At 67.0% G+C, this 22,541-nt stretch carries 23 protein-coding genes; 7 read left to right on the top strand and 16 right to left on the bottom strand.

What is annotated here, in order from left to right; all coding sequences use genetic code 11:
* Positions 1 to 4 precede the first annotated feature (4 nt).
* The 3 genes from ACVOMM_RS11775 to ACVOMM_RS11765 all read left to right on the top strand — a co-directional run bounded on the left by ACVOMM_RS11775 (position 5) and on the right by ACVOMM_RS11765 (position 5,308).
* Complete coding sequence (locus ACVOMM_RS11775) at positions 5 to 772, top strand: PoNe immunity protein domain-containing protein (protein WP_128987823.1); 768 nt, start codon at positions 5 to 7, stop codon at positions 770 to 772.
* 401 nt (positions 773 to 1,173) lie between these two features.
* Positions 1,174 to 1,947: a PoNe immunity protein domain-containing protein gene (locus tag ACVOMM_RS11770; protein WP_481526279.1), complete on the top strand. Its 774-nt coding sequence runs from the start codon at positions 1,174 to 1,176 to the stop codon at positions 1,945 to 1,947.
* 334 nt (positions 1,948 to 2,281) lie between these two features.
* Positions 2,282 to 5,308, top strand: coding sequence for a ligand-binding sensor domain-containing diguanylate cyclase (locus tag ACVOMM_RS11765; RefSeq protein ID WP_065181197.1), 3,027 nt, complete (start codon positions 2,282 to 2,284; stop codon positions 5,306 to 5,308).
* Positions 5,309 to 5,371: 63 nt separating this feature from the next.
* Here the strand turns inward: ACVOMM_RS11765 and rnt are convergent, their stop codons facing one another.
* From rnt to ACVOMM_RS11690, 15 genes are all read right to left on the bottom strand, one after another.
* Positions 5,372 to 5,956 carry a ribonuclease T gene (gene rnt / locus ACVOMM_RS11760; protein ID WP_481526286.1) on the bottom strand — a complete coding sequence of 195 codons (585 nt, stop codon included), beginning with the start codon at positions 5,954 to 5,956 and terminating at the stop codon, positions 5,372 to 5,374.
* 140 nt (positions 5,957 to 6,096) lie between these two features.
* Positions 6,097 to 6,627 (bottom strand): HvfX family Cu-binding RiPP maturation protein, encoded by a 531-nt coding sequence (locus ACVOMM_RS11755; RefSeq protein ID WP_111185747.1) that lies wholly within the window; start codon positions 6,625 to 6,627, stop codon positions 6,097 to 6,099.
* A 23-nt stretch (positions 6,628 to 6,650) separates the two neighbouring features.
* Positions 6,651 to 7,406, bottom strand: coding sequence for an HvfC family RiPP maturation protein (locus ACVOMM_RS11750; protein WP_128987826.1), 756 nt, complete (start codon positions 7,404 to 7,406; stop codon positions 6,651 to 6,653).
* On the bottom strand, positions 7,399 to 8,277 hold the full coding sequence (locus tag ACVOMM_RS11745) for an HvfB family MNIO-type RiPP peptide maturase (RefSeq protein WP_481526278.1): 879 nt from the start codon (positions 8,275 to 8,277) through the stop codon (positions 7,399 to 7,401). Before ACVOMM_RS11745 ends, ACVOMM_RS11750 begins: the two co-directional genes overlap by 8 nt.
* Entirely contained in the window at positions 8,264 to 8,614 is a 351-nt protein-coding gene (locus ACVOMM_RS11740; protein WP_053518199.1) for an HvfA family oxazolone/thioamide-modified RiPP metallophore, read from the bottom strand. Before ACVOMM_RS11740 ends, ACVOMM_RS11745 begins: the two co-directional genes overlap by 14 nt.
* 257 nt (positions 8,615 to 8,871) lie before the next feature.
* Complete coding sequence (phoU, locus tag ACVOMM_RS11735) at positions 8,872 to 9,579, bottom strand: phosphate signaling complex protein PhoU (protein WP_053518201.1); 708 nt, start codon at positions 9,577 to 9,579, stop codon at positions 8,872 to 8,874.
* Between the two features lie 67 nt (positions 9,580 to 9,646).
* Positions 9,647 to 10,477 carry a phosphate ABC transporter ATP-binding protein PstB gene (pstB, locus tag ACVOMM_RS11730; RefSeq protein ID WP_053518202.1) on the bottom strand — a complete coding sequence of 277 codons (831 nt, stop codon included), beginning with the start codon at positions 10,475 to 10,477 and terminating at the stop codon, positions 9,647 to 9,649.
* A 19-nt stretch (positions 10,478 to 10,496) separates the two neighbouring features.
* The gene (pstA, locus tag ACVOMM_RS11725; RefSeq protein ID WP_053518203.1) at positions 10,497 to 11,360 is read right to left on the bottom strand and encodes a phosphate ABC transporter permease PstA; all 864 of its coding nucleotides are present in this window, start codon (positions 11,358 to 11,360) and stop codon (positions 10,497 to 10,499) included.
* Entirely contained in the window at positions 11,360 to 12,328 is a 969-nt protein-coding gene (pstC, locus tag ACVOMM_RS11720) for a phosphate ABC transporter permease subunit PstC (protein WP_481526277.1), read from the bottom strand. The genes pstA and pstC overlap by 1 nt, the downstream gene beginning before the upstream one ends.
* 82 nt (positions 12,329 to 12,410) lie before the next feature.
* Positions 12,411 to 13,499 (bottom strand): phosphate ABC transporter substrate-binding protein PstS, encoded by a 1,089-nt coding sequence (gene pstS, locus ACVOMM_RS11715; protein WP_053518206.1) that lies wholly within the window; start codon positions 13,497 to 13,499, stop codon positions 12,411 to 12,413.
* Positions 13,500 to 13,981: 482 nt separating this feature from the next.
* Positions 13,982 to 15,001: a phosphate ABC transporter substrate-binding protein PstS gene (pstS, locus tag ACVOMM_RS11710; RefSeq protein ID WP_065174722.1), complete on the bottom strand. Its 1,020-nt coding sequence runs from the start codon at positions 14,999 to 15,001 to the stop codon at positions 13,982 to 13,984.
* Between the two features lie 208 nt (positions 15,002 to 15,209).
* Positions 15,210 to 16,421 (bottom strand): OprO/OprP family phosphate-selective porin, encoded by a 1,212-nt coding sequence (locus ACVOMM_RS11705; protein ID WP_481526276.1) that lies wholly within the window; start codon positions 16,419 to 16,421, stop codon positions 15,210 to 15,212.
* A 193-nt stretch (positions 16,422 to 16,614) separates the two neighbouring features.
* Positions 16,615 to 17,304 (bottom strand): endonuclease III, encoded by a 690-nt coding sequence (gene nth / locus ACVOMM_RS11700; RefSeq protein ID WP_445393742.1) that lies wholly within the window; start codon positions 17,302 to 17,304, stop codon positions 16,615 to 16,617.
* The gene (locus ACVOMM_RS11695; RefSeq protein WP_053518210.1) at positions 17,304 to 17,657 is read right to left on the bottom strand and encodes a hypothetical protein; all 354 of its coding nucleotides are present in this window, start codon (positions 17,655 to 17,657) and stop codon (positions 17,304 to 17,306) included. Before ACVOMM_RS11695 ends, nth begins: the two co-directional genes overlap by 1 nt.
* A 4-nt stretch (positions 17,658 to 17,661) precedes the next feature.
* Entirely contained in the window at positions 17,662 to 18,444 is a 783-nt protein-coding gene (locus tag ACVOMM_RS11690) for an enoyl-CoA hydratase/isomerase family protein (protein ID WP_445393741.1), read from the bottom strand.
* Between the two features lie 167 nt (positions 18,445 to 18,611).
* Between ACVOMM_RS11690 and ACVOMM_RS11685 the strand changes: the two genes are divergently transcribed.
* From ACVOMM_RS11685 to ACVOMM_RS11675, 3 genes are all read left to right on the top strand, one after another.
* Complete coding sequence (locus ACVOMM_RS11685; protein WP_005408797.1) at positions 18,612 to 19,313, top strand: FKBP-type peptidyl-prolyl cis-trans isomerase N-terminal domain-containing protein; 702 nt, start codon at positions 18,612 to 18,614, stop codon at positions 19,311 to 19,313.
* A gap of 166 nt (positions 19,314 to 19,479) precedes the next feature.
* Entirely contained in the window at positions 19,480 to 20,292 is an 813-nt protein-coding gene (locus ACVOMM_RS11680; RefSeq protein ID WP_065181204.1) for a CoA pyrophosphatase, read from the top strand.
* On the top strand, positions 20,289 to 21,191 hold the full coding sequence (locus ACVOMM_RS11675) for a sulfurtransferase (RefSeq protein WP_053518214.1): 903 nt from the start codon (positions 20,289 to 20,291) through the stop codon (positions 21,189 to 21,191). Before ACVOMM_RS11680 ends, ACVOMM_RS11675 begins: the two co-directional genes overlap by 4 nt.
* A gap of 71 nt (positions 21,192 to 21,262) precedes the next feature.
* Here ACVOMM_RS11675 and ACVOMM_RS11670 read toward each other — a convergent pair whose 3' ends face one another.
* On the bottom strand, positions 21,263 to 21,829 hold the full coding sequence (locus ACVOMM_RS11670; RefSeq protein WP_481526275.1) for an N-acetylmuramoyl-L-alanine amidase: 567 nt from the start codon (positions 21,827 to 21,829) through the stop codon (positions 21,263 to 21,265).
* A gap of 72 nt (positions 21,830 to 21,901) precedes the next feature.
* On the opposite strand from ACVOMM_RS11670, the gene ACVOMM_RS11665 reads away from it, so the two are divergent.
* Positions 21,902 to 22,429 (top strand): alpha/beta hydrolase, encoded by a 528-nt coding sequence (locus ACVOMM_RS11665; protein WP_053518227.1) that lies wholly within the window; start codon positions 21,902 to 21,904, stop codon positions 22,427 to 22,429.
* Positions 22,430 to 22,541 lie beyond the last annotated feature (112 nt).

Here is a 22,541-nt window from a genome sequence, read left to right as displayed (position 1 = left end):
ACCGATGATGCGCGATAGCAGGAAATCCAAGGCATATTTCTCTGGAATCATCGAGTTCCGGCTGGATGAGGTTGCAGAGGTCGTTGATCGTATTGATTCACACAGGTACACCGACGTCGGACGCGCCAATGCATCGAGTTCCGTGTTTTCCCTGCTCCTTCAGATAATGGTCATGCGCTACTCGCGTGGCGACGATCTGGTTGAAGTACTGGGGGGGCTGGAAGAATTGCTGCTTGCAAGGCGGCGCGTTGATCTGTGCGCCGATGCCTTGGGCGCACAGGATCAGATGATTCGTGCAGTGTGGGAGGATCTTCGGCCGGACAGGTACACAAAGTACCTCTGGTGGTTGGCATTCTCGGTTGCCGCGGGTATGGAGGGCTCTTATGTGCGAAGTGCACTTGGCTTGATGAAGCACGCCGGGGAAGACGAGCTTTTCGACAGAGTTGCGATTGCATTGGGAGACACAGGCCGACCCGCTGCCAATCACGTGCTGTATCGCCAGTACCTTCCGCTAGCAAAGGCCGTCGCATCGATCCAGGACCGACCGGGGCTCGTAAAGAAGTTCCTGGATGGCTGGTATGCGGGCAGCCGCAACCTCTATTGGCACGGGAATCACCGTGACGACGACAGCGGCTACATGGGCTACTGGGCCTTTGAGGCCGCGCTGGTCGTGATGCTGTTCGATATCGACGATTCGAGCTTCCGCGACCACGAGTACTACCCGGCCGATCTGGTGGCTTATTACAGGCGTCGTGCTGGCGCAGGTATCTGATGGTCAGGCGGCTCAGATGCTCGCACCGGGTGCGGGGACGAATCGAGCGCGGCGGCGATGCGATCAGCCAGCGGCTTCGTCGCCCGCGACGCGGTCGCCGGAGGTGAGGTGGTGCTGCATCGCCACTACGGCGCCCCTACCCGATACCGAGTGCTCAGCGGCCACATGGATGGCGAGGGCGGCGCACGCGCGCCGCAGGCGCCGCGTTCGGCGAGGCGATGGCGCATCAGGCGATGCTGGGCAAGGGCCTGACGCCAGTGGGAAAGACCGATGGCGTGTATCGTCCGGGAGAGAATGGCATCGATGGGGCCTACAGCTACCCGGATCCGCCGCCTGACATACATTGGTGATGAAAAAATCGGCGACACCGTTTCTTTGATCGGCCCGTGGGACGATGGCGCATGAGTGCGCAGCGTGACACCCGGATGCTGGAGCCGTACTTCACGGATTGGATCGATTATGACTCCGTGGAGGTGGCGCGTATTGATCATTCAATCGCGACTCGAGCCTATCCTCCCAGGGGATGTGTTCTCGGCGCGTCGGATGTGTCCGGTCGCATCCTTCGTCGGTTGGTCATGCGATTCTCAAGGGGCGACGCTATTGTTTCGCTTCATGCTGACCTGAACCAGCTGCTTGTTTCGCGTGGGCAGCTTCTGCATCAGTGCGATCAATTGCCTTTGGAGGACCAGAACTATCGCGCACAGTTCGAGGATCTTCGTGAAGATCACTACGTCGATCACCTCTGGTGGCTGGCGATCGCGGTCAGCGCCGGTATGGGCTCGACCTACCTTGCGAGGGCCCTCACGCTGATTGGGAATGCGGGAAAGGATCGACTCTTTGACGAAATCGCGATACTGCTGGTTGAAGATGAAAGAGTTCTGGGGAGGCAGGTGCTGTATCGCCAGTACCTTCCGCTCATGGAAGCAATCGCCTCACCCTCGGACCGGCCCGGGCTCGTAAAGAAGTTCCTGGACGGCTGGTATGCAGGCAGCCGCAACGTGTACTGGCACGGGAATCACCGTGACGACGACAGCGGCTACATGGGCTACTGGGCCTTCGAGGCCGCGCTGGTCGTAATGCTGTTCGACATCGACGATGCGAGCTTCCGCGACCACGAGTACTACCCGGCGGATCTGGTGGCCCATTACAGGCGTCGTGCTGGCGACAGGACGTAGCTGTCCCTCCGCAGAGGCGCCAGGCGAGGGGTCTTCTGGTCCTGCCTGTGGTCACCGCCTGGGCTCGGGAAGGTGTGCCGGACCACGCCCTTCCGCCAGAAATCCGTACCGCCTGCACGGGTGAGCCAGAAAGCCCGCCGTTGCTGCCCGGGGGAGGGGGGGGGGCACGGCTGGGCAGGCGCGGCGGGCTGGCGTTTGCCCTATCATTCGCGCATCTCCCCAGACGCCCCCCGATGAGCCAGCCTGTTCCCGTCGGCACGCCGCCCCGCGCTGCCTGGGCATTTCCACCTGCCGCCCCGCCTGGCCGCAGTACCCGGCCGCCACTGCTGCGGTGATGGGCGGGCAGGGGGACGACGGGCGCTGGGTGGAGCGTCACGCGTGGGACTGGAGGGCGGTGCTGCGACACAGCCTTCTGTGGCTGCTGCTGGCTGCTGCATTGCCGTTGCAGGCACAGAGCGGTGCACCGCCGCTGCGCGACTACGCCATCGATGTGTGGACCTCGCGCAACGGCCTGCCGCACAACTCGCTGCGCGACATCGCGCAGACGCCAGAAGGCCATCTCTGGTTTGCCACCTGGGAAGGCCTGGTGCGCTACAACGGCCTGGATTTCACCGTGTACGACCGCAGCACGCGGCCCGGGCTGCGCGACAACGGCATCGGCGCGTTGTTCGTCGACCGTCAGGGCGGGCTGTGGATCAGCGACTCGCGCGGCAATGTCAGCCGACGTGGCAGTGATGGCCAGTGGCGTGTGTGGGAGCACCAGCCGGATACCCCGCAGGTACTGATCCAGTCGATGCAGATGGACAGCCAGGGGCGCCTGTGGCTGCTCTACGAAGGCAAGGGCCTGGGTTATCTCGCGCCGGACAAAGGCCTTGTCTATCAGGCGCCGGCTGCCGATCTGCCGATGGCGATGAGCTTCACCAAACTGGTGGTGGATGCGCAGGATCGGGTCTGGGTCGGCACGCTCGATGGCCTGGTACTGCGTGACAACGATGGCGTGCTGAAGCGCGCGCCCGCCGCCTGGGGGCTGGGCGCGGGCAGTGGCCTGTCCTGGCCGTACCGGGCGCCGGACGGTGCGCTGTGGATCGTGGCGGGCGAGCGCCTGTACCGGGTCGAGGATGACCGGCTGGTGCTGGTGCACCGGCTGCCGGGCCAGCTGCACCTGACCTCGATGCTGCAGGACCGCCACGGTGATCTCTGGCTGGGCACCGAGAACCAGGGGCTGCTGCGGATTTCCTCGCATGGACTGGAGCGGCTGCCTGCGGGCCTGAGCCTGCCGGGCGGGCGCGTGGTGAGCCTGCGCGAGGATGACGAGGGCAGCATCTGGGTGGGGGCCAACGGCGGCCTCTACCGCCTGCGCGAGACCCTGTTCAGCAGCTACACCGAGCGCGATGGGCTCAGCGGCGATTACGTGCGCACCGTGCTGGAAGATCGTGACCGCCAGCTGTGGGTGGGCAGTGCCAGTGGCCTGGATCGACAGAATGCCGATGGCCGTTTCCAGGCCATGCCGCTGCACAACCGCGGTGGCAAGGCGCCGTCGGTGCTGAGCCTGGCGCAGGGGCCGGACGGCGATCTCTGGGTGGGAACCTTCGGTGACGGCGTCTACCGCCTGTCCCGGGACGGCCGCCTGCGCCACAACTACGCCGCCGACGATGGCATGCCGGGTGGCAACATCCGCGCGATCAGCGTGGATTCGAGCGGGGCGGTCTGGGCCGGAACGCAGAAGGGAGTGGTGCGCATCGACGGCGACCGGGTGCAGGTGTCGCCGGTGGCGGGCATGCCGACCGGGCTGATCACAGCGCTGGAACACGATCACCAGGGCAACCTGTGGATCGGCACGATCGAGGGCATCCGCGTGCTGCGCGGCAACCGTGTGCAGGCGATCGATCTGGCGCCGCTGGGGGGCGGACGCAGTGTGTTCGGCTTTCACCAGCTCGGTGACGCGATGTGGATCAGCAGTGATCGTGGCCTGTACCGCTGGCAGGGCGGGCGGCTGGCCCGCGTCGGCCTGGAGCAGGGCATGCCGGTCGACGCGGTGTTCCAGCTGGTACCCGACCGGCTGGGCAACGTATGGATCAGCAGCAACCGTGGCGTGCTGCGCACCGACATGGCGACTCTCAATGCCGTGGCCGACGGCCGCGCGCCGCGGGTGAGCGTGGAGCGCTACAACGAGATCGACGGCATGGCCAATGCACAGGCCAACGGCAGCTCCGGCCCCTCGGCGATCCTGCGCCAGGATGGCACCTTCTGGGTGGTCACCGCGGGGGGCCTGAGTACGGTCGATCCGCAGCGCCTGCAGCGCTTCCGCGAACGGCGGGCACCGCCAGCGGCGATCGAGAACGTGCAGGTGGACGGCGCGCCGGTGCACTGGGAGGGCGCCGAACGCAATCTGATTCCCGGTGGTCGTCGCCTCGCGGTGAGCTATGTCGGCCTGAGCTACCTGATGTCGGACCGGATCCGCTACCGCACGCGCCTGGATGGACTGGACAGCGGCTGGGTCGAGCGCGGTCCACAGCGCAGCGTGGAGTTCGTTGGCCTGCCACCGGGCGATTACACGCTGCACGTGGCCGCCGCGCACCCGAGTGGCGCCTGGGGCCAGCAGGAAGCCGTATGGAGCTTCAGCGTGGAGCCGTTCTGGTGGCAACGGCGCAGCGTGCAGGCGCTGGGCGGCATCCTGCTGCTGGCCGGGCTGGTGGCGCTGTACCGCTTCCTGCTGCAGCAGCTGAAGGCCAGCAACCTGCGTCTGGCTCGCCGCGTGGACGAGGCCACCTTCGACCTGCAGGCCCAGACCGTCCATCTGCAGGCGGTGAACCAGGAGAAGACCGAGCTGGCCGAACGCCTCGCACGGCAGGCCGAAGCGTTCGAGCGCCAGGCGCGGGAGGATGCGCTGACCGGATTGGCCAACCGCCGCGGCTTCGATGAAACCCTGGCGCGTGACTTCGCACGATCGCAGCGCAGCGGCCACCCGCTATGCCTGGTGGTGCTGGATATCGATCACTTCAAGGCTGTCAACGATCGCTACAGCCACAGTACCGGTGATGCGGTACTGGTCGAGGTGGCGCGGGTGATCGCCACGGCCTGTCGTGACTCGGACCTGCCTGCGCGCACGGGCGGCGAAGAATTCGCGCTGCTGCTCAACGACACCCGGCTGGAGGAAGCCGCGCAGCTGTGCGCGCGGTTGAGGGGGCTGTTCCATGACCACCCGGACTGGGCGGGCGTGGACGGGCTGAGGGTGACCTTCAGTGCGGGACTGGTCGAACTGGAGGCCGAAGACCGCACCCCGGCCCTGCTGTACCAGCGCGCCGACCGCGCGCTCTACCGTGCCAAGAGCGACGGGCGGGATCGCACGAGCATCGGTTGACGCGCCGGCGGTGCCGGCCCACGGTCGGCACCCACGCCTGCGCGGCGAGAGGGGCGCTGACGGTTACCGCGGCCAGGCGTTGGCGATCGTGCAGAACAGCCGTGCCGTCTGCTCGGTGTCGTACACCGCGCTATGCGCTTCGTTGGCATCCCAGCCCAGTCCCGCCGCATTGGCAGCACGTGCCAGCACCGTCTGCCCGTATGCGATGCCGGCCAGCGTCACCGTGTCGAATACGCTGAAGGGGTGGAACGGATTGCGCTTGTGCCCGGTACGGGCGACGGCGGCATTGACGAAACCGAGGTCGAAATGCGCGTTGTGGCCGACCAGGATTGCGCGCTGACAGCCGTACTTCTTCATTGCGGCGCGAACCGGGGTGAAGATATGGTCCAGCGCGGCGCGCTCTTCCTTGGCCAGCCGGAACGGGTGATCCAGGATGATGCCGGTGACTTCCAGCGACTTCGGATCGATTTCCAGCCCTTCGGCCGGCACGACATGCGCGCTGGCGGTCTGCCCGGGGAAGAGCAGGCCGTTCTCGTTCATCTCGATCGGCACCGCCGCGATCTCCAGCAGCGCGTTGCGCTGGGCGTCGAAGCCGCCGGTCTCCACGTCCACCACCACCGGCAGGAAGCCACGGAAGCGTTGTGACATCGCACGCTGCGCCTGCGGTACTGCGGAAACGGGGGCGACGTCAGGTGCGGGGGTGGGGTCGGTCATGCGTGGATTCTAGCAGAGCGTTCCTGAGCGCCCGGTGCGCGCAGCCGGATGGGGCGTTGCGGGCGGCGCGCCAATCAGCGGCATCGCGGACCGGCTCCCGCCCAGGTGCCCCCGCCAGCGCCATGCCGGGCCAGCAGTGCATCGACGCTCAGCCTGCCGGCGCCAGCGAACAGCAACGGCAGCAGCATCGCCATGAACAGCACGGGCAGTTTGAAGTTGCCGAAGCCTTGGTCGCTGATTGCATACCCCATGGCGAGGTCGCCCAGCGAGTGCCATTCCATCGGCCAGTGCACCGCATGGGTCGCCACCACGGTCAGCACCAGCAGGCTGGCAGCGGCAAAGCGGGTGCCGAAACCGACGAGCAGGCAGGCGGCACCCAGCAGTTCGAACCAAGTGGCCAGTTGCCAGTTCAGCGCGGCCGGCAAGTGGTCGAATGGAAACGGAAAGGCCTGCTGCAGGTCGGCGAACCAGTTCTGGCCGTGCAGTTTCTCCAGGCCGGATTCGAAGTACTCCCAGGCCAGCAGTACGCGCAGGCCCAGCGGGGCCAACCAGGGGGCGAGACGGTCCAGCTGGCCACGCGCGGTGGCCAGGATCGGGTAGTTCATCGGGAATCTCCGGGAGTGGGGCGTCAGGGCGGCGGCGTGATCGGGCCGATTACGCCGGCTTGCAGGAACTGTTGCAGCAGGGCGGCACCGGCCTCGTCCAACGCGTGCTCCTCCAGCCCGTGTGCCAGTGCCAGCTGCCGCAGGTAGGTGTTGCCATCGGCGCCGGGCTGCTCGCCGATGCGGGCCAGCAGATGCACCGCCAGTGGGCTGAGGCTGGCGAAACGCACCTCACCGTCAGCATCGCGCCGGACCAGCAGGCCGGTCGGCTCGGCCGGAGCCGTGCGCGGCGCATCGTCCGCGCCAAGCCGGTGGACCGGCCATTGATACAGCAAGGGCCAGGCCAGCGGCGAACGCTGCAGGGCGACCACCCGAGGATCGATCGCGCCGGCCACCGGCAGCGGCTCGGCCTGCAGCTGGTACAACGCCGTTTCCACCCACTCGTAGTGGGCCAGCTCGGCCAGCGCCGGATGCGGAAGCTGCGGCTGTGCCTGCAGCCACTGCACGAACTCGGCGGCCAGTTCGGTGAACAGCGGACTGCGGCAGCGATGCGTCGCGAAGTAGCTGCGCACCAGGGCACTCCAGCCCGGTTCACCGAGCAGGCGCACGCAGACCGGGAACCCGTTGCTCAACAGACCCAGCAGGTTGTTGAACAGCAGGCGCTGGTACACCGCTACGCGTCGCGGCTCCATGCCGGCCGGCGCGGCCACGGTGTCCGGGTCGCGCAGATGGGCGGTGAACGCGTGCTGCTGCGCACGCAGCCGTTCCGGCGCTTCAGCCATGCGTGCTGCCTCCGGCTGGGTCGGCCTGCAGGCGGCGGATGGTCTGCAGCTCGCTCTGGAGCTCGGCGTATGGGGGGAAGTTGAAGTCGCGTTCGAGCAGGGTGGGGCGGGGGCCGATGCGCGCATAGGTACGTGCCAGCAGCTCCCAGACCGGATCGATCACGGCGCTGCCATGGGTGTCGATCTTCAGGTCCGGCGCTTCATCCAGGTGCCCGGCCACGTGCAGGCAGACGATGCGCTGTGCCGGCAGGCCGGCGATGAACGTGTCGGCGTCGTAGCCATGGTTGCAGGCGTTGACGTAGACGTTGTTGACGTCCAGCAGCAGGTCGCAGTCCGCTTCGGCAAGCACCGCGTTGGTGAAGGACAGTTCGTCCATGGACGGTTCCGGTGCCAGGTAGTAGGACACGTTCTCCACCGCGATGCGCCGGCCGAGCAGGTCCTGCACACGGGCAATGCGCGTGGCGGTATGGCGCACGGCTTCATCGGTGAACGGAATCGGCAGCAGGTCGTACAGATGGCCGTCGTCGCTGCAGTAGCTCAGGTGCTCGCTGTAGAGCGGCACGCGGTGCTCGTCCAGGAACCGGCCAACCTGTGCCAGCAGCTGCGTGTCCAGCGGTGCACTGCCGCCCAGCGACAGCGACAGGCCGTGGCAGCTCAGCGGATGCCGCGCCGCCAGTTCGGCCAGTGCATCGCCTGCCGGGCCGCCTACGTGGATCCAGTTTTCCGGCGCACATTCGAGGAAGTCGAAGTCGCCGGCCGGTGCCTCGCGCAGCGCCTGCAGCAGCGCGCGGCGCAGGCCCAACCCGGCGGCCGCCGCGGGAAGCGGCGCCCGCCGGTGGACAGCGCTGGCGCGGACGTCAGTGCTTGCCACCGCACTTGCCTTCGCCGCACTTGCCTTCGGCCGCCTTCTTGTCGCCGGTGCTCTTGGCCTTTGCATCGGTGCCGGCGGCGGCCTTGCCCTTGTCGCCACCACACTTGCCTTCGGCGCTCTTGCCATCGGCGCCGCACTTGCCTTCGGCATGCTTGGCGGCGTCGCCGGTACGCGCGTCGGCAGCCTTGGCATCGGTGGCCTTGGCGGCCTGGCCGGCCACCAGATAGCCCTGCGCCAGATCGCTCATGCTCAGAGCCGAAGCGCTGGCCGTCATGCCCAGGCCGGCGACAAGGGCGGTAGCGGTCAGCAGGGACAGGGTCTTGTTGGTACTGCTCATCGGTTGTGCTCCTGGGTGGTGTGGGCGGGTGCCCGGGTGGCCGGCAGAGGTGCCGGTGGAAGCGATCGTGCGCCGATCCTACTCAACGAATCCTCGCAGAGAACTCAAATTTTCGTGAGATTTTCCGCGCAGTCAGGGGGCGGGGCCTTGCCAGGCAGGCGCGGCGCCTTTGGAAATGCTGGAAGGCCCAAAAAGAAAGGCCGCTGTCGCGCGGACAGCGGCCACTCTGGAGTCGACTCCGGTGTTGCAGTGCAGCGTCAGGGCTGACCGGTGCTGGAGGTTTCGTCGCGCTTCTCGCGCGGCGGCAGCGGCTGCTCTCCATGCACGAGGAACCAGACGTTCTCGGCGATGTTGGTGGCGTGGTCGCCCACGCGTTCCAGATTCTTGGCCATGAACAGCAGGTGGGTGCACGGCGTGATGTTGCGTGGATCTTCCATCATGTAGGTCAGCAGTTCGCGGAACAGCGCGGTGTACTGCGCATCCAGGCGCGCGTCATCCTCGCGCAGGGCCAGCGCCGCCTCGGCATCATTGTCGCGGTAGGCCGCGATGGCGCGGCGCACCTGCTGTGCGGCCAGCCGGCCCAGGGCGCGCAGGCCCTGGATCTGCGGCAGCGGCGGCACCTTGCCCAGTGCGATCGAACGCTTGGCAACGTTGGCCGCGTAGTCGCCGATCCGCTCGATGTCGGCGGGGATGCGCAGGCCCGCAAGGATTTCGCGCAGGTCGCGCGCCATCGGGCCGCGCAGCGCAAGGCGCATCACGTCGTGGCTGATCTGCTGCTCCAGTGCATCGATCGCCTCATCGTTGGCGATGATGCGATGGGCGGCGTTCTCATCGCGCTTCTCGATCACGTCCATCGATGCTTCGAGCTGGGCGACGGCCATCTCGCCCATGCGCACGATTTCGGCCACCAGGCGCTGCTGCTCTTCGTCGTAGCTCTTGACGATGTGGTCGTTGGGAAGATTCATGGTTGTTCCGTCATGTAGAGCCGGGCCATGCCCGACTGGCGTTGTCTGTGAAGAAGCCGCGGTCCGGTCAGCCGAAGCGACCGGTGATGTAGTCTTCGGTCTGCTGCTTGGACGGCTGCGAGAAGATCACTTCGGTGCGGTCATGTTCGATCAGGTCGCCCAGGTACATGAAGGCGGTGTAGTCCGATACGCGGGCGGCCTGCTGCATGTTGTGGGTGACGATGACGATGGTGTAATCGTTCTTGAGCTCTTCCACCAGTTGCTCGATGCGGCTGGTGGAGATCGGGTCCAGTGCCGAAGTCGGTTCGTCCAGCAGCAGCACGTCGGGGCGCAGGGCGACGGCGCGGGCGATGCACAGGCGCTGCTGCTGGCCACCGGAAAGACCCAGCGCGCTCTGGTTGAGCTTGTCCTTCACCTCGTCCCACAGCGCGCCCTGACGCAGTGCCTGCTCGACGCGGTCGCTCATCTCACCCTTGGACAGCTTCTCGTGGTGGCGGATGCCGTAGGCCACGTTCTCGAAGATCGTCATCGGGAACGGCACCGGCTTCTGGAACACCATGCCTACTTTGCTGCGCAGCCGGTTCATCGGGAACTTCGGCGACAGGATGTTCTCGCCGTCCAGCAGCACTTCGCCGCGTGCTTCCAGCTTCGGGTACAGCGCGTAGATGCGGTTGAAGATGCGCAGCAGGGTCGACTTGCCGCAACCGGAGGGGCCGATCAGCGCGGTGACGCGCTTTTCCGGGATCTCCAGGTTGATGCCCTTGAGGGCGTGGAACTTGTCGTAGTAGAAGTCCAGGCCACGCGCAGCGAGCTTGACCGGAGCCGGGGTATGCAGGTTCTCGTGCGAGGCCGGCACGGCGATGCGCTGCATCGGCACGGCATTGGAAAGATCGTTCATGGTGGTTTCCACGGAAAGGTCAGTCATGGGAGATGCGGTTGCGCAGCAGGAGGCCGCGGGCGGCGAGGCTGACCAGCAACACGAAGACGGTCAGCACCAGGGCACCGGCCCAGGCCAGCACCTGCCAGGATTCGTACGGGCTGCCGGCGAACTGGTTCATCACCACGGGCACCGAGGCCATCGGCTGGAACACGTTGCTGTTCCAGTACTGGTTGCCGAAGGCAGTGAACAGCAGCGGTGCGGTCTCACCGGAGATGCGGGCCAGCGCCAGCAGGATGCCGGTGATGATGCCGGCCGAGGCGCTGCGGTAGAGCACCTGCACGATCACCTTCCATTGCGGGATGCCCAGCGACAGCGCCGCTTCGCGCATCTGCGAGGGCACCAGGCGCAGCATTTCGTCGGTGGTACGCACCACCACCGGCAGCACGATGAAGGCCAGCGACAGCGCACCGGCGAAGGCGGAGAACTGGCCGCCGGTCTGCATCACGTACAGGGTGTAGACGAACAGGCCCAGCACGATCGACGGGGCCGACAGCAGGATGTCGTTGACGAAGCGGACCACGGTGCCGGCCTTGCGGGCATTGCCGTACTCGGCCAGCCAGGTGCCGGCCAGGACACCCAGCGGGGTGCCGATGCCGATCGCCAGCGCACACATCACCGCGCTGCCGAAGAAGGCGTTGGCCAGGCCGCCTTCCTGCATCGGCGGCGGTGTCATCTTGGTGAACAGGTCCAGGTTGATGCCGGCCAGGCCCTTCGCGGCCAGGGTGAACAGGATCCAGCCCAGGAAGAACAGACCGAACAGCGCGGTGGCGCAGGACAGCGCGATGGCGACGACATTGCCGATGCGGCGGCGCAGGTACAGCGAGTCAGCGGTGGTGGACATCAGTTGCCCTCCTTGCGGGCCAGGCGCATCAGCATCAGGCGGGCGATGGCGAGCACCACGAAGGTGACGATGAACAGGACGAAGCCAAGCAGCAGCAGCGCCGAGCGGTAGGTTTCAGTGGCCTCGCCGAAGTCGTTGGCGATCAGGGCGGCGATGGTGGTGCCCGGCTCCAGCAGCGACGGCGATAGGCGCACGCTGTTGCCGATCACGAAGGCCACGGCCATGGTCTCGCCCAGTGCGCGGCCAAGGCCGAGGAAGACGCCGCCGATCACCGCCGAACGGGTGTAGGGCAGCACGATGTCCCAGCTCACTTCCCACTTGGTCGATCCCAGCGCATAGGCCGATTCCTTCAGGCGGGTCGGTACGGTCAGGAACACCTCGCGCATGACCGAAGAGATGAACGGGATGACCATGATGGCCAGCACGAAGCCGGCGGTCAGCATGCCGATGCCCAGCGGTGGGCCCTGGAACATCGGGCCGATGACCGGCCATTCGCCCAGCGTTTCGTTGAGGAACGGGGTGACGTACTCGGTCATCACCGGTACCAGCACGAACAGGCCCCACATGCCGTAGATGATGGAGGGAATACCTGCCAGCAGTTCGATGGCGGTGCCGACCGGCCCCCGCAGCCAGCGTGGCGCCACTTCGGTCAGGAAGAAGGCGATGCCGAAGCTGACCGGCACGGCGATGACCATCGCGATCAGCGCGGTGACCAGGGTGCCGTAGATCGGAGCAAGCGCACCGAACTTGTTTTCGACCGGATTCCAGTCGGAAGAGAAGAAGAAGCTCAGGCCCTGCATCTGCAGGGCATGACGGCCGCCCCACAGCATTGACAGAGCCGCGCAGGCCAGGGCGATCAGGACGAAGATGACGGTGCCGACCAGCACCCATCGGAACAGTTTGTCGTTGCGGGCATCACGCGCGTCGCGCGTGGACGGGGCGGCTACAGGCTGGGCGATGGCATTCATGGGGACGGCAGGGCCAGGAAGGGGCGGGGCGGCACGGCGTGGAAGACACGGTGCCCGCACGCGGCGGGCACCGTCGGGTCCATCACTTCAGTTCGGTCGCCCAGTAGGCCTCGATCTGCGTGACCAGTTCGGCCGGCAGCGGCACATAGTGCAGCTCGTTGGCCTGGGCCTGGCCGTTCTCGAAGGCCCACTTGAAGAAGGCCAGGGTGTCCTGGTTGCGCTTGGCATCCTTCGGCTGCTTCTGCATCAGCATGAAGTTGGTGGCGGTGATCGGCCACGCCTGCTCACCCGGAGCATTGGTGATGACCAGATTGAAGTCCTTGGCGCTGGCCCAGTCGGCGCTGGCGGCCGCAGCGGCGAAGGTCTCCGCGCTCGGCTGCACCCAGGTGCCGGCGGCATTCTGCAGCGAGGTGTACGGCATGGCGTTCTGCAGCGCGTAGGCCAGTTCGACGTAGCCGATCGAGCCCTTGATCTGCTTGACGTACGAGGCGACGCCTTCGTTGCCCTTGCCGCCCACACCGTCCGGCCACTGCACCGAAGTGCCTTCGCCGACCTTGCTCTTCCACTCCGGGCTGACCTTGGACAGGTAGTTGGAGAAGTTGAAGGTGGTGCCCGAACCGTCCGAACGGTGGACGATGGTGATCTTGCCGTCCGGCAGGGTCACGCCAGGGTTGGCAGCGACGATCGCCGGGTCGTTCCAGGTCTTGACCTTGCCGAGGAAGATGTCGGCCAGCAGGGCGCCGCTCAGGCGCAGCTTGCCGGCTTCCAGGCCTTCGATGTTGACGACCGGCACCACGCCGCCGATGGCCGACGGGAACTGGGCCAGACCGGCCTGCGCCAGCTCCTCGCTGCTCAGCGGCTTGTCGGACGAGCCGAAGTCGACCGTGCCGGCCTTGATCTGGGCGATGCCGCCGCCGGAACCGATGGACTGGTAGTTGATCTTGGCGCCGGTGCTGGCGTTGTAGTCGGCCGACCACTTCGACACCAGCGGGAAGATGAAGGACGCGCCGGCGCCGGAGACTTCGGCGGTCACCTTCGCACCGGCGGCAGCCGGGGCAGCGGCACCGTCGGCGGCCGGCTGCTGCGCGGCCTGCTTGTCGCCACCGCAGGCCGACAGGCCCAGGGCGATGGCCAGGGAAAGGGCGGCGAGGCCGGCCGAGTGCAGTTTCATGGTCACTCCATAGCGGGGAAGAGCCGACGGCGTCGGCGGATGCGGCTATGAAATGATGTTTTTGTTACAGCCGTATGACGTCCATGACAGAGGTGTCCTGGATCACGTTCCGACAAGGGTTTCACAGGGTCGTCGCCCACTGCGGACATCCCCGGAGACCGCCGCGGCCGCCCGATCTGCGCACCGGCAGGGTCGCCGGTCCGGTGGAAGGCCGGACCCCACAAACGAGAAGAGCGGGCGATGGCGGAGGTCTGGGGGCCCGGGGGGGCCGCGGGGGGGGGGGGGCCCCCCCCCCCCCCCGGCCCACCCCCCAACGGCGCGACCGCGCCGGCCCCCCCGCCCCCCCCCCGCCGGGGGGAAAGGCCCCCCCCCCCCCCCCCCCCCCCCCCCCCCCCCCCTGTCCCTCCCCCCCCCCCCGCCGGGGGGGGGGGGGGGGGGCTCCCCCCCCCCCCCGCCCCCCGCTCCTGCGGGGGAGGTCTTGCTCAGTACTTCAGGTTCTGGGTCCAGTAGGTCTCGATCTGGCGGACCAGGGTGTCCGGCAGCGGCACGTAATCAAGCTGCTTGGCCTGCTGGTCGCCGTTCCTGTAGATCCAGCGGAAGAACTCCTGCGTGGCCTTGGCACCGGCGACGTTCTTCGGCTGCTTGCGGACCAGGATGAAGTTGGTGGCGGTGATCGGCCACGCATCGGCACCCGGGGCATTGGTCATCACCAGGTAGAAGTCACGGGCATTGGCCCAGTCGGCGCTGGCGGCGGCGGCCGAGAACGAGGCGTCCGACGGCTGCACGATCTTGCCCGCAGCGTTCTTCATTGCCGCGTACGACATCTTGTTCTGCAGCGCATAGGACAGCTCGACGTAGCCGATGCCACCCTTGATCTGCTTGACGTAGGCGGCCACGCCTTCGTTGCCCTTGCCGCCGATGCCCGCCGGCCACTGCACCGAGGTGCCTTCACCGACCTTGCTCTTCCACTCCGGGCTGACCTTGGACAGGTAGTTGACGAAGTTGAAGGTGGTGCCCGAACCGTCGGAGCGGTGCACGATGGTGATCTTGCCGCTGGGCAGGGTCAGGCCCGGGTTCAGTGCAGTGATGGCCGGATCGTTCCAGGTGGTGATCTTGCCCAGGAAGATGTTGGCCAGGGTCGGGCCATCGAGCTTCAGCGCACCCGGTGCGACGCCGGCGACGTTGATCACCGGCACCACGCCGCCGATCACCGACGGGAACTGGGCCAGGCCGGCGGCAGCCAGTTCTTCCGGCTTCAGCGGCGCGTCGGAGGAACCAAAATCGACGGTCGCTGCCTTGATCTGGGCAATGCCGCCGCCGGAACCGATCGACTGGTAGTTGACCTTCTTGCCGGTGGCGGTGCTGTAGTCCGCCGACCACTTGGACATCACGGGGTAGATGAAGGAGGCGCCCGCGCCGGTGACATCGGCAGCATTGGCGGCGAACACGGACGACGCGGCCAGGATGGCGACAGCGGCGCGCGACTTGAAGGCGTGGATCACGGGAGAGACTCCTGGGGTGGTCGAAGGGCGGTTGCCCAACGTATCGGTGCACATTCCATAACGATTCCGTGACACGGAAAGGTCTGTCATATGACGCCGGTGTGACATCGGATGAGGGGATCGCGCTGCGGTACAGGCGCTACCGCACGTGGCAAGGGCACGACCGCAGTCGTGCCCTTGCCGGTGCGTGATGCGATGACGCGGGGTCTTACCAGAAGAACTGCGCGCGGGCTTCCAGGATGTTCGGATCGTCATTGACGAAGCCGCGGGCGCTGGAGCTGTACTTCTTGCTGTCGACCTTCACGTAGTTCAGCATCAGCTTGAAGTTCGAGCGCCAGTACCAGTTGGCGCCGACGGTCCACACATCCATCTTGCCGCCGAGCACGCCATCGACGATCGGCGGGCGACCGGCGACCGGGTTCGCGGCCAGGTTGCCGTCGTTGAGGTCCATGTGGTCGTAGCGCACGCCCAGCTGCCACTGGCCGCTGGCCGGGTTGTTCGGCAGGCCGGTGCCGGGCGTGCCACCCTTGTAGCTCCAGGTCTCGCCGGTGACATTCCACAGGCCGCTGATGTAGTAGCCGTCGCTGGTGTAGTTGTCGTGGTCGTAGCGCTTGGCCTTGCTGGTGTAGTACTCGGCCTGGGCCTTGAACGGGCCCTGGAAGTACATGGCTTCGGCGCCGACGGTGCTGACGCGGTCGGTGTCGGTCAGGTTGCCGCTGTCGATCAGGCGGGCGGTGGCCAGGTCGGCGTTCGGACGCGCACGCACGCGCAGGGTGTCAGCGTCGGCGTCGTAGTCCACGTAGCTCAGGCCGAAGTGCAGGACCTGGCCCTTCTCGTTGATTGGAGCCCAGGTGCCACGCGCGCCATAGCCGCTGCCATGGGCCAGGTTGCGGGTCAGCTCGCGGCCGAAGGCGCTGGCGGTGAGCGACCAGTTGTCCTGGCCGTAGCTGTAGGCGCCACCCAGGCGGCGGGCGATCGCGTAGGTATTGGTGACTGCGGCCTTGGAGATGAAGTCGTTGTTCTTGGTGCTGGACAGCTCTTCCAGGCTGTTGGGCTGCTTGAACTGGCCGACCTGGATGAAATGGTTGGCATTGCCCAGCAGCTTGTACTTCACGTTGGTGTCGAGGAACTTGTCCGCCTTGGCGTCGTAGCCGAGCACCCACTCCACGTTGCCCGGGCCCTTGCCCTTGAGCACCAGCTCGGCGCGGCGCAGCTCGAACTCGCTGTCCTTGCCGTTGCCGGCATCGCCACCATTGAGGTCCACGACGTCGTTGTGGAACCAGTTGCCGTCGGCCTGGACCAGGCCTTCGAAGGTGATTTCCGAACCGCCGATCACGTCGATGGCGACTTCAGCGTGGGCAGCCGGCACATAGAGCGCAGCGGCCACGGCCACCGTCAGGAGTTGGTGATGCAGTTTCATGGAGAGGAGCCTTGCAGGCAGGTGGGAAGATGCGCGCAGGCTAGAAGGTAAAGATTGCGTAAATGTGACAGTTTCCGCGCGCAGTCTGTCCGCCGCGACCCTTGCCACGACTGGGCCCGGCATTGATGCCGGGCCGATATGACGTGGGGATTGCGCTGCGATGGCATTTACCCGCAGGCGCTGCGGGGATGCCTCAGGGGGCCGGTGTCTTGTCCTTGAAGCGGCACAGATCAGCGATCACGCAACCCGGGCAGTCCGGCTTGCGTGCCTTGCAGACGTAGCGTCCGTGCAGAATCAACCAGTGATGTGCGTCGAGCAGGAATTCATCAGGAATCGCCTTCACCAGCCTGTCTTCCACTTCGCGCACGTTCTTTCCCGGCGCCAGTCCCGTGCGGTTCGCAACGCGGAAGATGTGCGTATCCACCGCCATCACCGGTTCGCCGAAGGCCGTGTTGAGCACGACGTTGGCGGTCTTGCGGCCGACGCCGGGCAGGGCTTCCAGTGCCTCGCGATCGCGTGGCACTTCACCGCCATGTTTCTCCAGCAGGATCGCGCAGGTGGCGATCACGTTTTTCGCCTTGGCGTTGAACAGGCCGATGGTGGCGATGTATTTCTTCAGTCCGTCCTCGCCCAGCGCCAGGATCTGCGCGGGTGTGTTGGCAACGGGAAACAGGCGGCGCGTGGCCTTGTTGACGCCGACATCGGTGGCCTGCGCCGACAAGGTCACCGCCACCAGCAGTTCAAACGGCGAGCTGTATTCCAGTTCGGTTTTCGGATGCGGGTTGAGTTCGCGCAGGCGCGTGAACATTTCCACCACGTCGGCGCGCGGCATGCTGCTGCCACGCCGCGCTGGCGCGCGGGCGGCCTTCTTCACGGTGGCCATCAGCGCTCCTTGCCGGTGGCGCGTGCCTTGGCACGGGCGAGGATGGCGGCAGCGGCAGCCGGCAGCGCAGGTTTCACGTCCGGCGCCGGGCGCGGCGTGCGACGCGCATCGCGCTCGGCGTCGCGGCGGGCCAGGCGCACCGCGCGGGCGCGGTAACGGTCACGTGCGGCCCACGCGCGCTGCAGCTGTTGCCGCGCCTGGCTAAGCACCTCCGGCAGTTCCGGGTGCCCGGGAACCTCGTGTGTGTCGCCTTCGTTGGCGACATAGTCCATCAGGCCGGCCTGCAGGGCACCATCAAGATCGTCTGCCTGGACCCGGGCAAACAGCAGCGCGGGGTTGGGTCGGGATGCCATGGGGTCAACGGTTCTGGAAAGCGGGGGGACGGCGTTGCAGGAAGGCACCGGTGCCTTCGCGCATATCCTCGGTGGCGAACAGCAGGCCGAACTGCGCGCTTTCGTACTCCAGTCCCGCCTCCAGGCTGCATTCGCCGCCGATGTGGACCGCATCAAGCAGGGCGCGCAGCGCCAGGGGCGCCGAGCGTGCCAGCTGCCGGGCGATGTCCTGTACACGGGTGTCCAGATCGGCCGCCGGCACCACCTCGTTGACGATGCCCAGCGCGAGCGCACGGGCGGCATCGATGGGCGCACCCAGCAGGCACAGTTCCAGGGTGGCAGCCCGGCCGCAGAGGCGCAGCAGGCGCTGGCTGCCGCCGAAGCCGGGGATCAGGCCGAGATTGATCTCCGGCTGGCCGACCTTGGCCGAGTCAGCCGCAACGCGCAGATGGCAGGCCAGCGCCAGTTCCAGGCCGCCGCCCAGGGCAAAACCGTTGACGCGGGCGATGACCGGCTTGGGCATGCGTTCGATCTGACGCATCAGTCCTTGGCCGAGCAGGGAGAAATCACGTCCCTGAACCGCACTGAGTGTGTTCATCTCGGCGATGTCGGCGCCGGCGACGAAGGCCTTCTGGCCGGCACCGGTCAGCACCACCACACGCACCTCGGGGTCGGCCGCGGCGTCCCTGAACGCATCGGCCAGACCCTGCAGGGTCGCGGCATTGAGGGCATTGAGCTTGTCCGGGCGCTGGACGGTCACGGTGCGGATGGCGCCATCGTCGGTGACAGCGATCAGGTCATCGGCCACGGTGAAACTCCTGGAACGTTAAAAAAGAGTGATTTTGAACTCTGCCCGCGCAGACAGGTCATAGCCTGCGTGGTGAGTAGCGGTTACACGTTGTGGCCGTTATCCTAACCCGTCGCCTCAGGGCGGCGCAGAACGTCCCTGAGTTACCACCCCTGGAGAACTGTTTGATGAAGTTGCGTTCTATCGCGGTCGCCGTCGCGGCCCTGGCCCTGACGGGCAATGCCTTCGCCCAGGACGTCTCGTCCGAAAAGGGCAAGCTGAGCTACTACTTCGGTTACGACTACGGCAACAACCTGGCGGAGCTGACCGGTCGTGGTGAGCAGCTGGACATCAACTCGGTGGTGAAGGGTCTGCAGGACGCCTACGCCAAGAAGCAGCCGGCGATCACCGCCGAGCAGCTGAAGCCGGCCGTTGAAGCGTTCCAGAAGCGCGAGCAGGGTCGTGCCCAGGCCGCCAAGGCCGAGTACGAAAAGGCCGCTGCCGAAAACAAGACCAAGAGCGATCAGTTCATCGCGGCGAACAAGGCCAAGGCCGGCGTGCAGTCCCTGCCGAGCGGCGTCCAGTACCGCGTGATCGAAGCCGGCAAGGGTGCCAAGCCGACCCAGGCCAGCACCGTGCAGCTGGAAGTTGCCGGTCCGTTCCCGTACGGCCAGCGCCCGACCGAGGCCCGCCCGGCCCAGCAGATTCCGTCGATCAAGGTCAGCGAAGTCGAAATGAAGGCCATGCGTGAGACCCTGCTGCAGATGCCGGCGGGTTCGAAGTGGGAAGTCACCCTGCCGCCGGACCAGGCGTACGGTGCCGACCCGCGCACCCCGTTCCCGCCGAACGTGGCCGTGCAGTTCGAGATCAAGCTGGTCAGCGTCAAGTAAGCCTCCGCATCAACATCAACGCGCCGGTGATCCCACCGGCGCGTTTTTGTTTGCGCCGCGCGCGGCCGGCAGCATCGGGCCATGCTCGGCGAAGGCGCGCGGCGAAGGACCGCATGCCGCATCTTCAGCCCGCGCAAATTCAGCGCAATCGCGCTACTGTTGCAACGTGCAAACTACGGAAGACCCGGCGCGTGTTGTCGCAAGCCCCTGCATCGGAACGTGCAAGCTGGATGGCAACCGGCTGTGCCGCGGTTGCCGGCGGCACATCGACGAGATCACACGGTGGTCGTCGATGAGCGACAGCGAACGCAGCCACATCCTGCATCGCGTGCTGCCGCTGCGCGAGCAGCTGCAGCAATCGCTGCACGGCTCGCTGGCCGACCATGATCGCCTGTTGCGCGCATTGCATCCGCTGGCCGCCCCGCCCGCCGGTGACGGTTGGAACCGCAGTGAACTGATCGACCTGCTGCCGCCGGGTCCGCCGGTGGAAGCGGCGGTGTTGGCCGGCATCGTGCCGCGTGCCAGCGGCGCGCAGGTGATCCTGACCCGTCGCACTGAAACCCTGCGACAGCACGGCGGCCAGGTCGGCTTTCCCGGCGGCCGTACCGAGCCGGATGATCGCGATGCGCTGGCCGCAGCGCTGCGCGAAAGCCAGGAAGAAATCGCGCTGGCGCCTGCGCAGGTGCAGCCGCTGGGCTACCTCGATCCGTTCGTGACCATCACCGGTTACCGTGTCACCCCGGTGGTGGCGGTGGTCGATCCGGATTTCGTGCCCGTGCCGCAGCCCAGTGAAGTGGCCGAGGTGTTCGAGGTGCCACTGGATTACCTGATGGCGGCCGACAACCTGCGCCAGGTCGAAATCAATCATCGTGGCCGCATCCGTCATGTGCTCGAGTACGGCTGGCCTGGCCAGCGGATCTGGGGGGCGACGGCGGCCATTCTCTACAACCTGCGTCGCCGCCTGGAGCAAGTGCAATGAAGCCGATCGATCCGCCGTGGACCACCCTGGTCGATGTCGCCACCCTCGCCGCTGCACTGGGCGAGGACGTGCGCGTGGTCGACGCCCGTGCAACGGCGAGCACCGCCGTGCGTGTGGTCGATGCGCGCGCGTCGCTGGGCGATCCGCAGGCGGGCGAGGGCCAGTACCTGGCCGGTCATGTCCCCGGTGCGGTGTACGCCGACCTCAACCGGGATCTGTCCGACCTCACGCGTGCCGGCCACGGTCGCCACCCGCTGCCGGACAGCGACGCGTTCGCCGCACGGCTGGGTCGCTGGGGTATCGCCCCGGAGACCCAGGTGGTGGTCTACGACGGCAGCGATGGCAGCATGGCCGCCGCGCGCCTGTGGTGGCTGCTGCGCCTGATGGGCCACGCGCGGGTGGCGGTGCTCGATGGAGGCATTGCGGCCTGGCAGGCAGCGGGGCTGCCGCTGGCGACCGGTGCGGGCGAGGTTCCGGCCCAGCCTGCCTATCCGGGGCGCTTTGACACCACGCAGATCGCCAATGCCGACGAGATCACCGCCCGGCTCAAGCATGCGCCGGGCTGGTTGCTGGACGCCCGCGCGGGAGAGCGCTTCCGCGGCGAAGTCGAACCGCTGGATCCGGTGGCCGGCCACGTGCCCGGCGCGGTCAACCGCCCGTTCGCATCCAATGTGCTCGATGGCCGCATGCGCGATACGCAGGAGCTGCGTGCCGAGCTGCAGGGCATCATCGGCAATCGCGATCCGCAGCAGGTCGTACTGATGTGTGGTTCCGGCGTGACGGCGTGCCATCTGCTGCTGGCGATGGAAGCGGCGGGCCTGTCCGGGGCGCGCATCTATGCCGATTCCTGGAGCGGCTGGGTCAGCGACAGCAGCCGACCGGTCGCCAGCGGTACCTGAGACAGAACCGGGGTCAGATCCGTTTTCCCGCGCAGAACGGATCTGCCCCCTTCAGACGGCAGTCCTGCCGGTTACCCGATCGATTGCAGGGGCACCTTCGCCAGCACCCGAGCCCACGGAAACAACGGCCCCGGATCGCGCTTGCGGGCCACGCTCAACGTCGGATCGTCACTGGCCGGCACCTGTTCCCGGTCCAGCTGGTCGTGGCCGGCGATCCGCTGCAGTGACGGGTAGCGCGCCACCAGGGCCAGCAGCAGCTGTTCCAGGGCCTGCAGCTGCGGCTCGGTGTACGGCTCGTCCATCGCCTGGTGACGGCTGTCGAACCAGTCGGGGTAGCGCCCGCTGTTGACCAGCTCGATGCCCAGCGTCCGTGCGTTCATGCCGCGGACGTGGTGGGCCACGCGCTCAGGTGCCACGTACTGCACGACGCTGCCGTCGCGGTCGATGTAGAAATGGCCGCTGTTGCCGGCGCCGCTGTCGTACAGCACCCGCTCGCCATAGGCACGGGCCGTGGCCAGGTCGGGCAGCTCGGTGCAGTGGATCACCACCATCTCCAGCGTGTCCGGCGCGCGCAGCGGCAGAAGGTCGTGATAGGGCAGGGGCTGCAGCAGCAGGCCGGGCAGGTGCGGGTTGGGCATGCGGCGATGCTAGCATTGCGCAATGAACCTGCATTCTCTTTCGTTGTCGGTGCGCGCCTGCGGAGCGTGTGCATGAGCCGCGGTCACTGCATCCTCTCCCATGGCTTCGAGAGCGGGCCGGAGGCCACCAAGGTCACGGCACTGGCCGAGGTCGCCCAACGCCTGGGCTGGACCCATGAGCGGCCGGACTACACCGATCTGGACGCGATGAGCGAAGTGAGCCGCGTCGGTGACGTGCCGGGGCGTCTGCAGCGCCTGCTGGAACGCGCTGCACATGCGGCGGCACAAGGGCCGCTGGTACTGGCCGGTTCCAGCCTGGGCGCCTACATCTCTGCGATCGCCTCGTTGCAGGTACCGGTGGCGGGCCTGTTCCTGATGGTCCCGCCGACCACCATGGGGCCCATGCCGGCGCTGGACGCCGCAGCGGTCCCCACCACCGTGGTCCAGGCCTGGCACGATGATGTTGTGCCTGCCGCCGGGGTGATCGCCTGGGCGCAGGCGCGCTCGGCACAGCTGCTGCTGGTGGACGATGGCCACCGCCTGGAGCGGCACGTGGAGGCATCCGCACACGCCTTCGAGCGCCTGCTGCGCCAACTGTGAAGCCGGGGCGCACGGCGCGCCGGCCCGCATTGACTACAATGGCAGCCCCGCCGCCCCCGGCGCGGGCCTGCCGGCCGTGCCCACGGCCCTCCTTTCCGACTGGCGCGGCTCC

This window comes from Stenotrophomonas sp. STEN009 (assembly GCF_056760395.1).
Note: the sequence above shows the minus strand (reverse complement) of the source record. Positions and strands in the feature narration are given on the sequence as shown.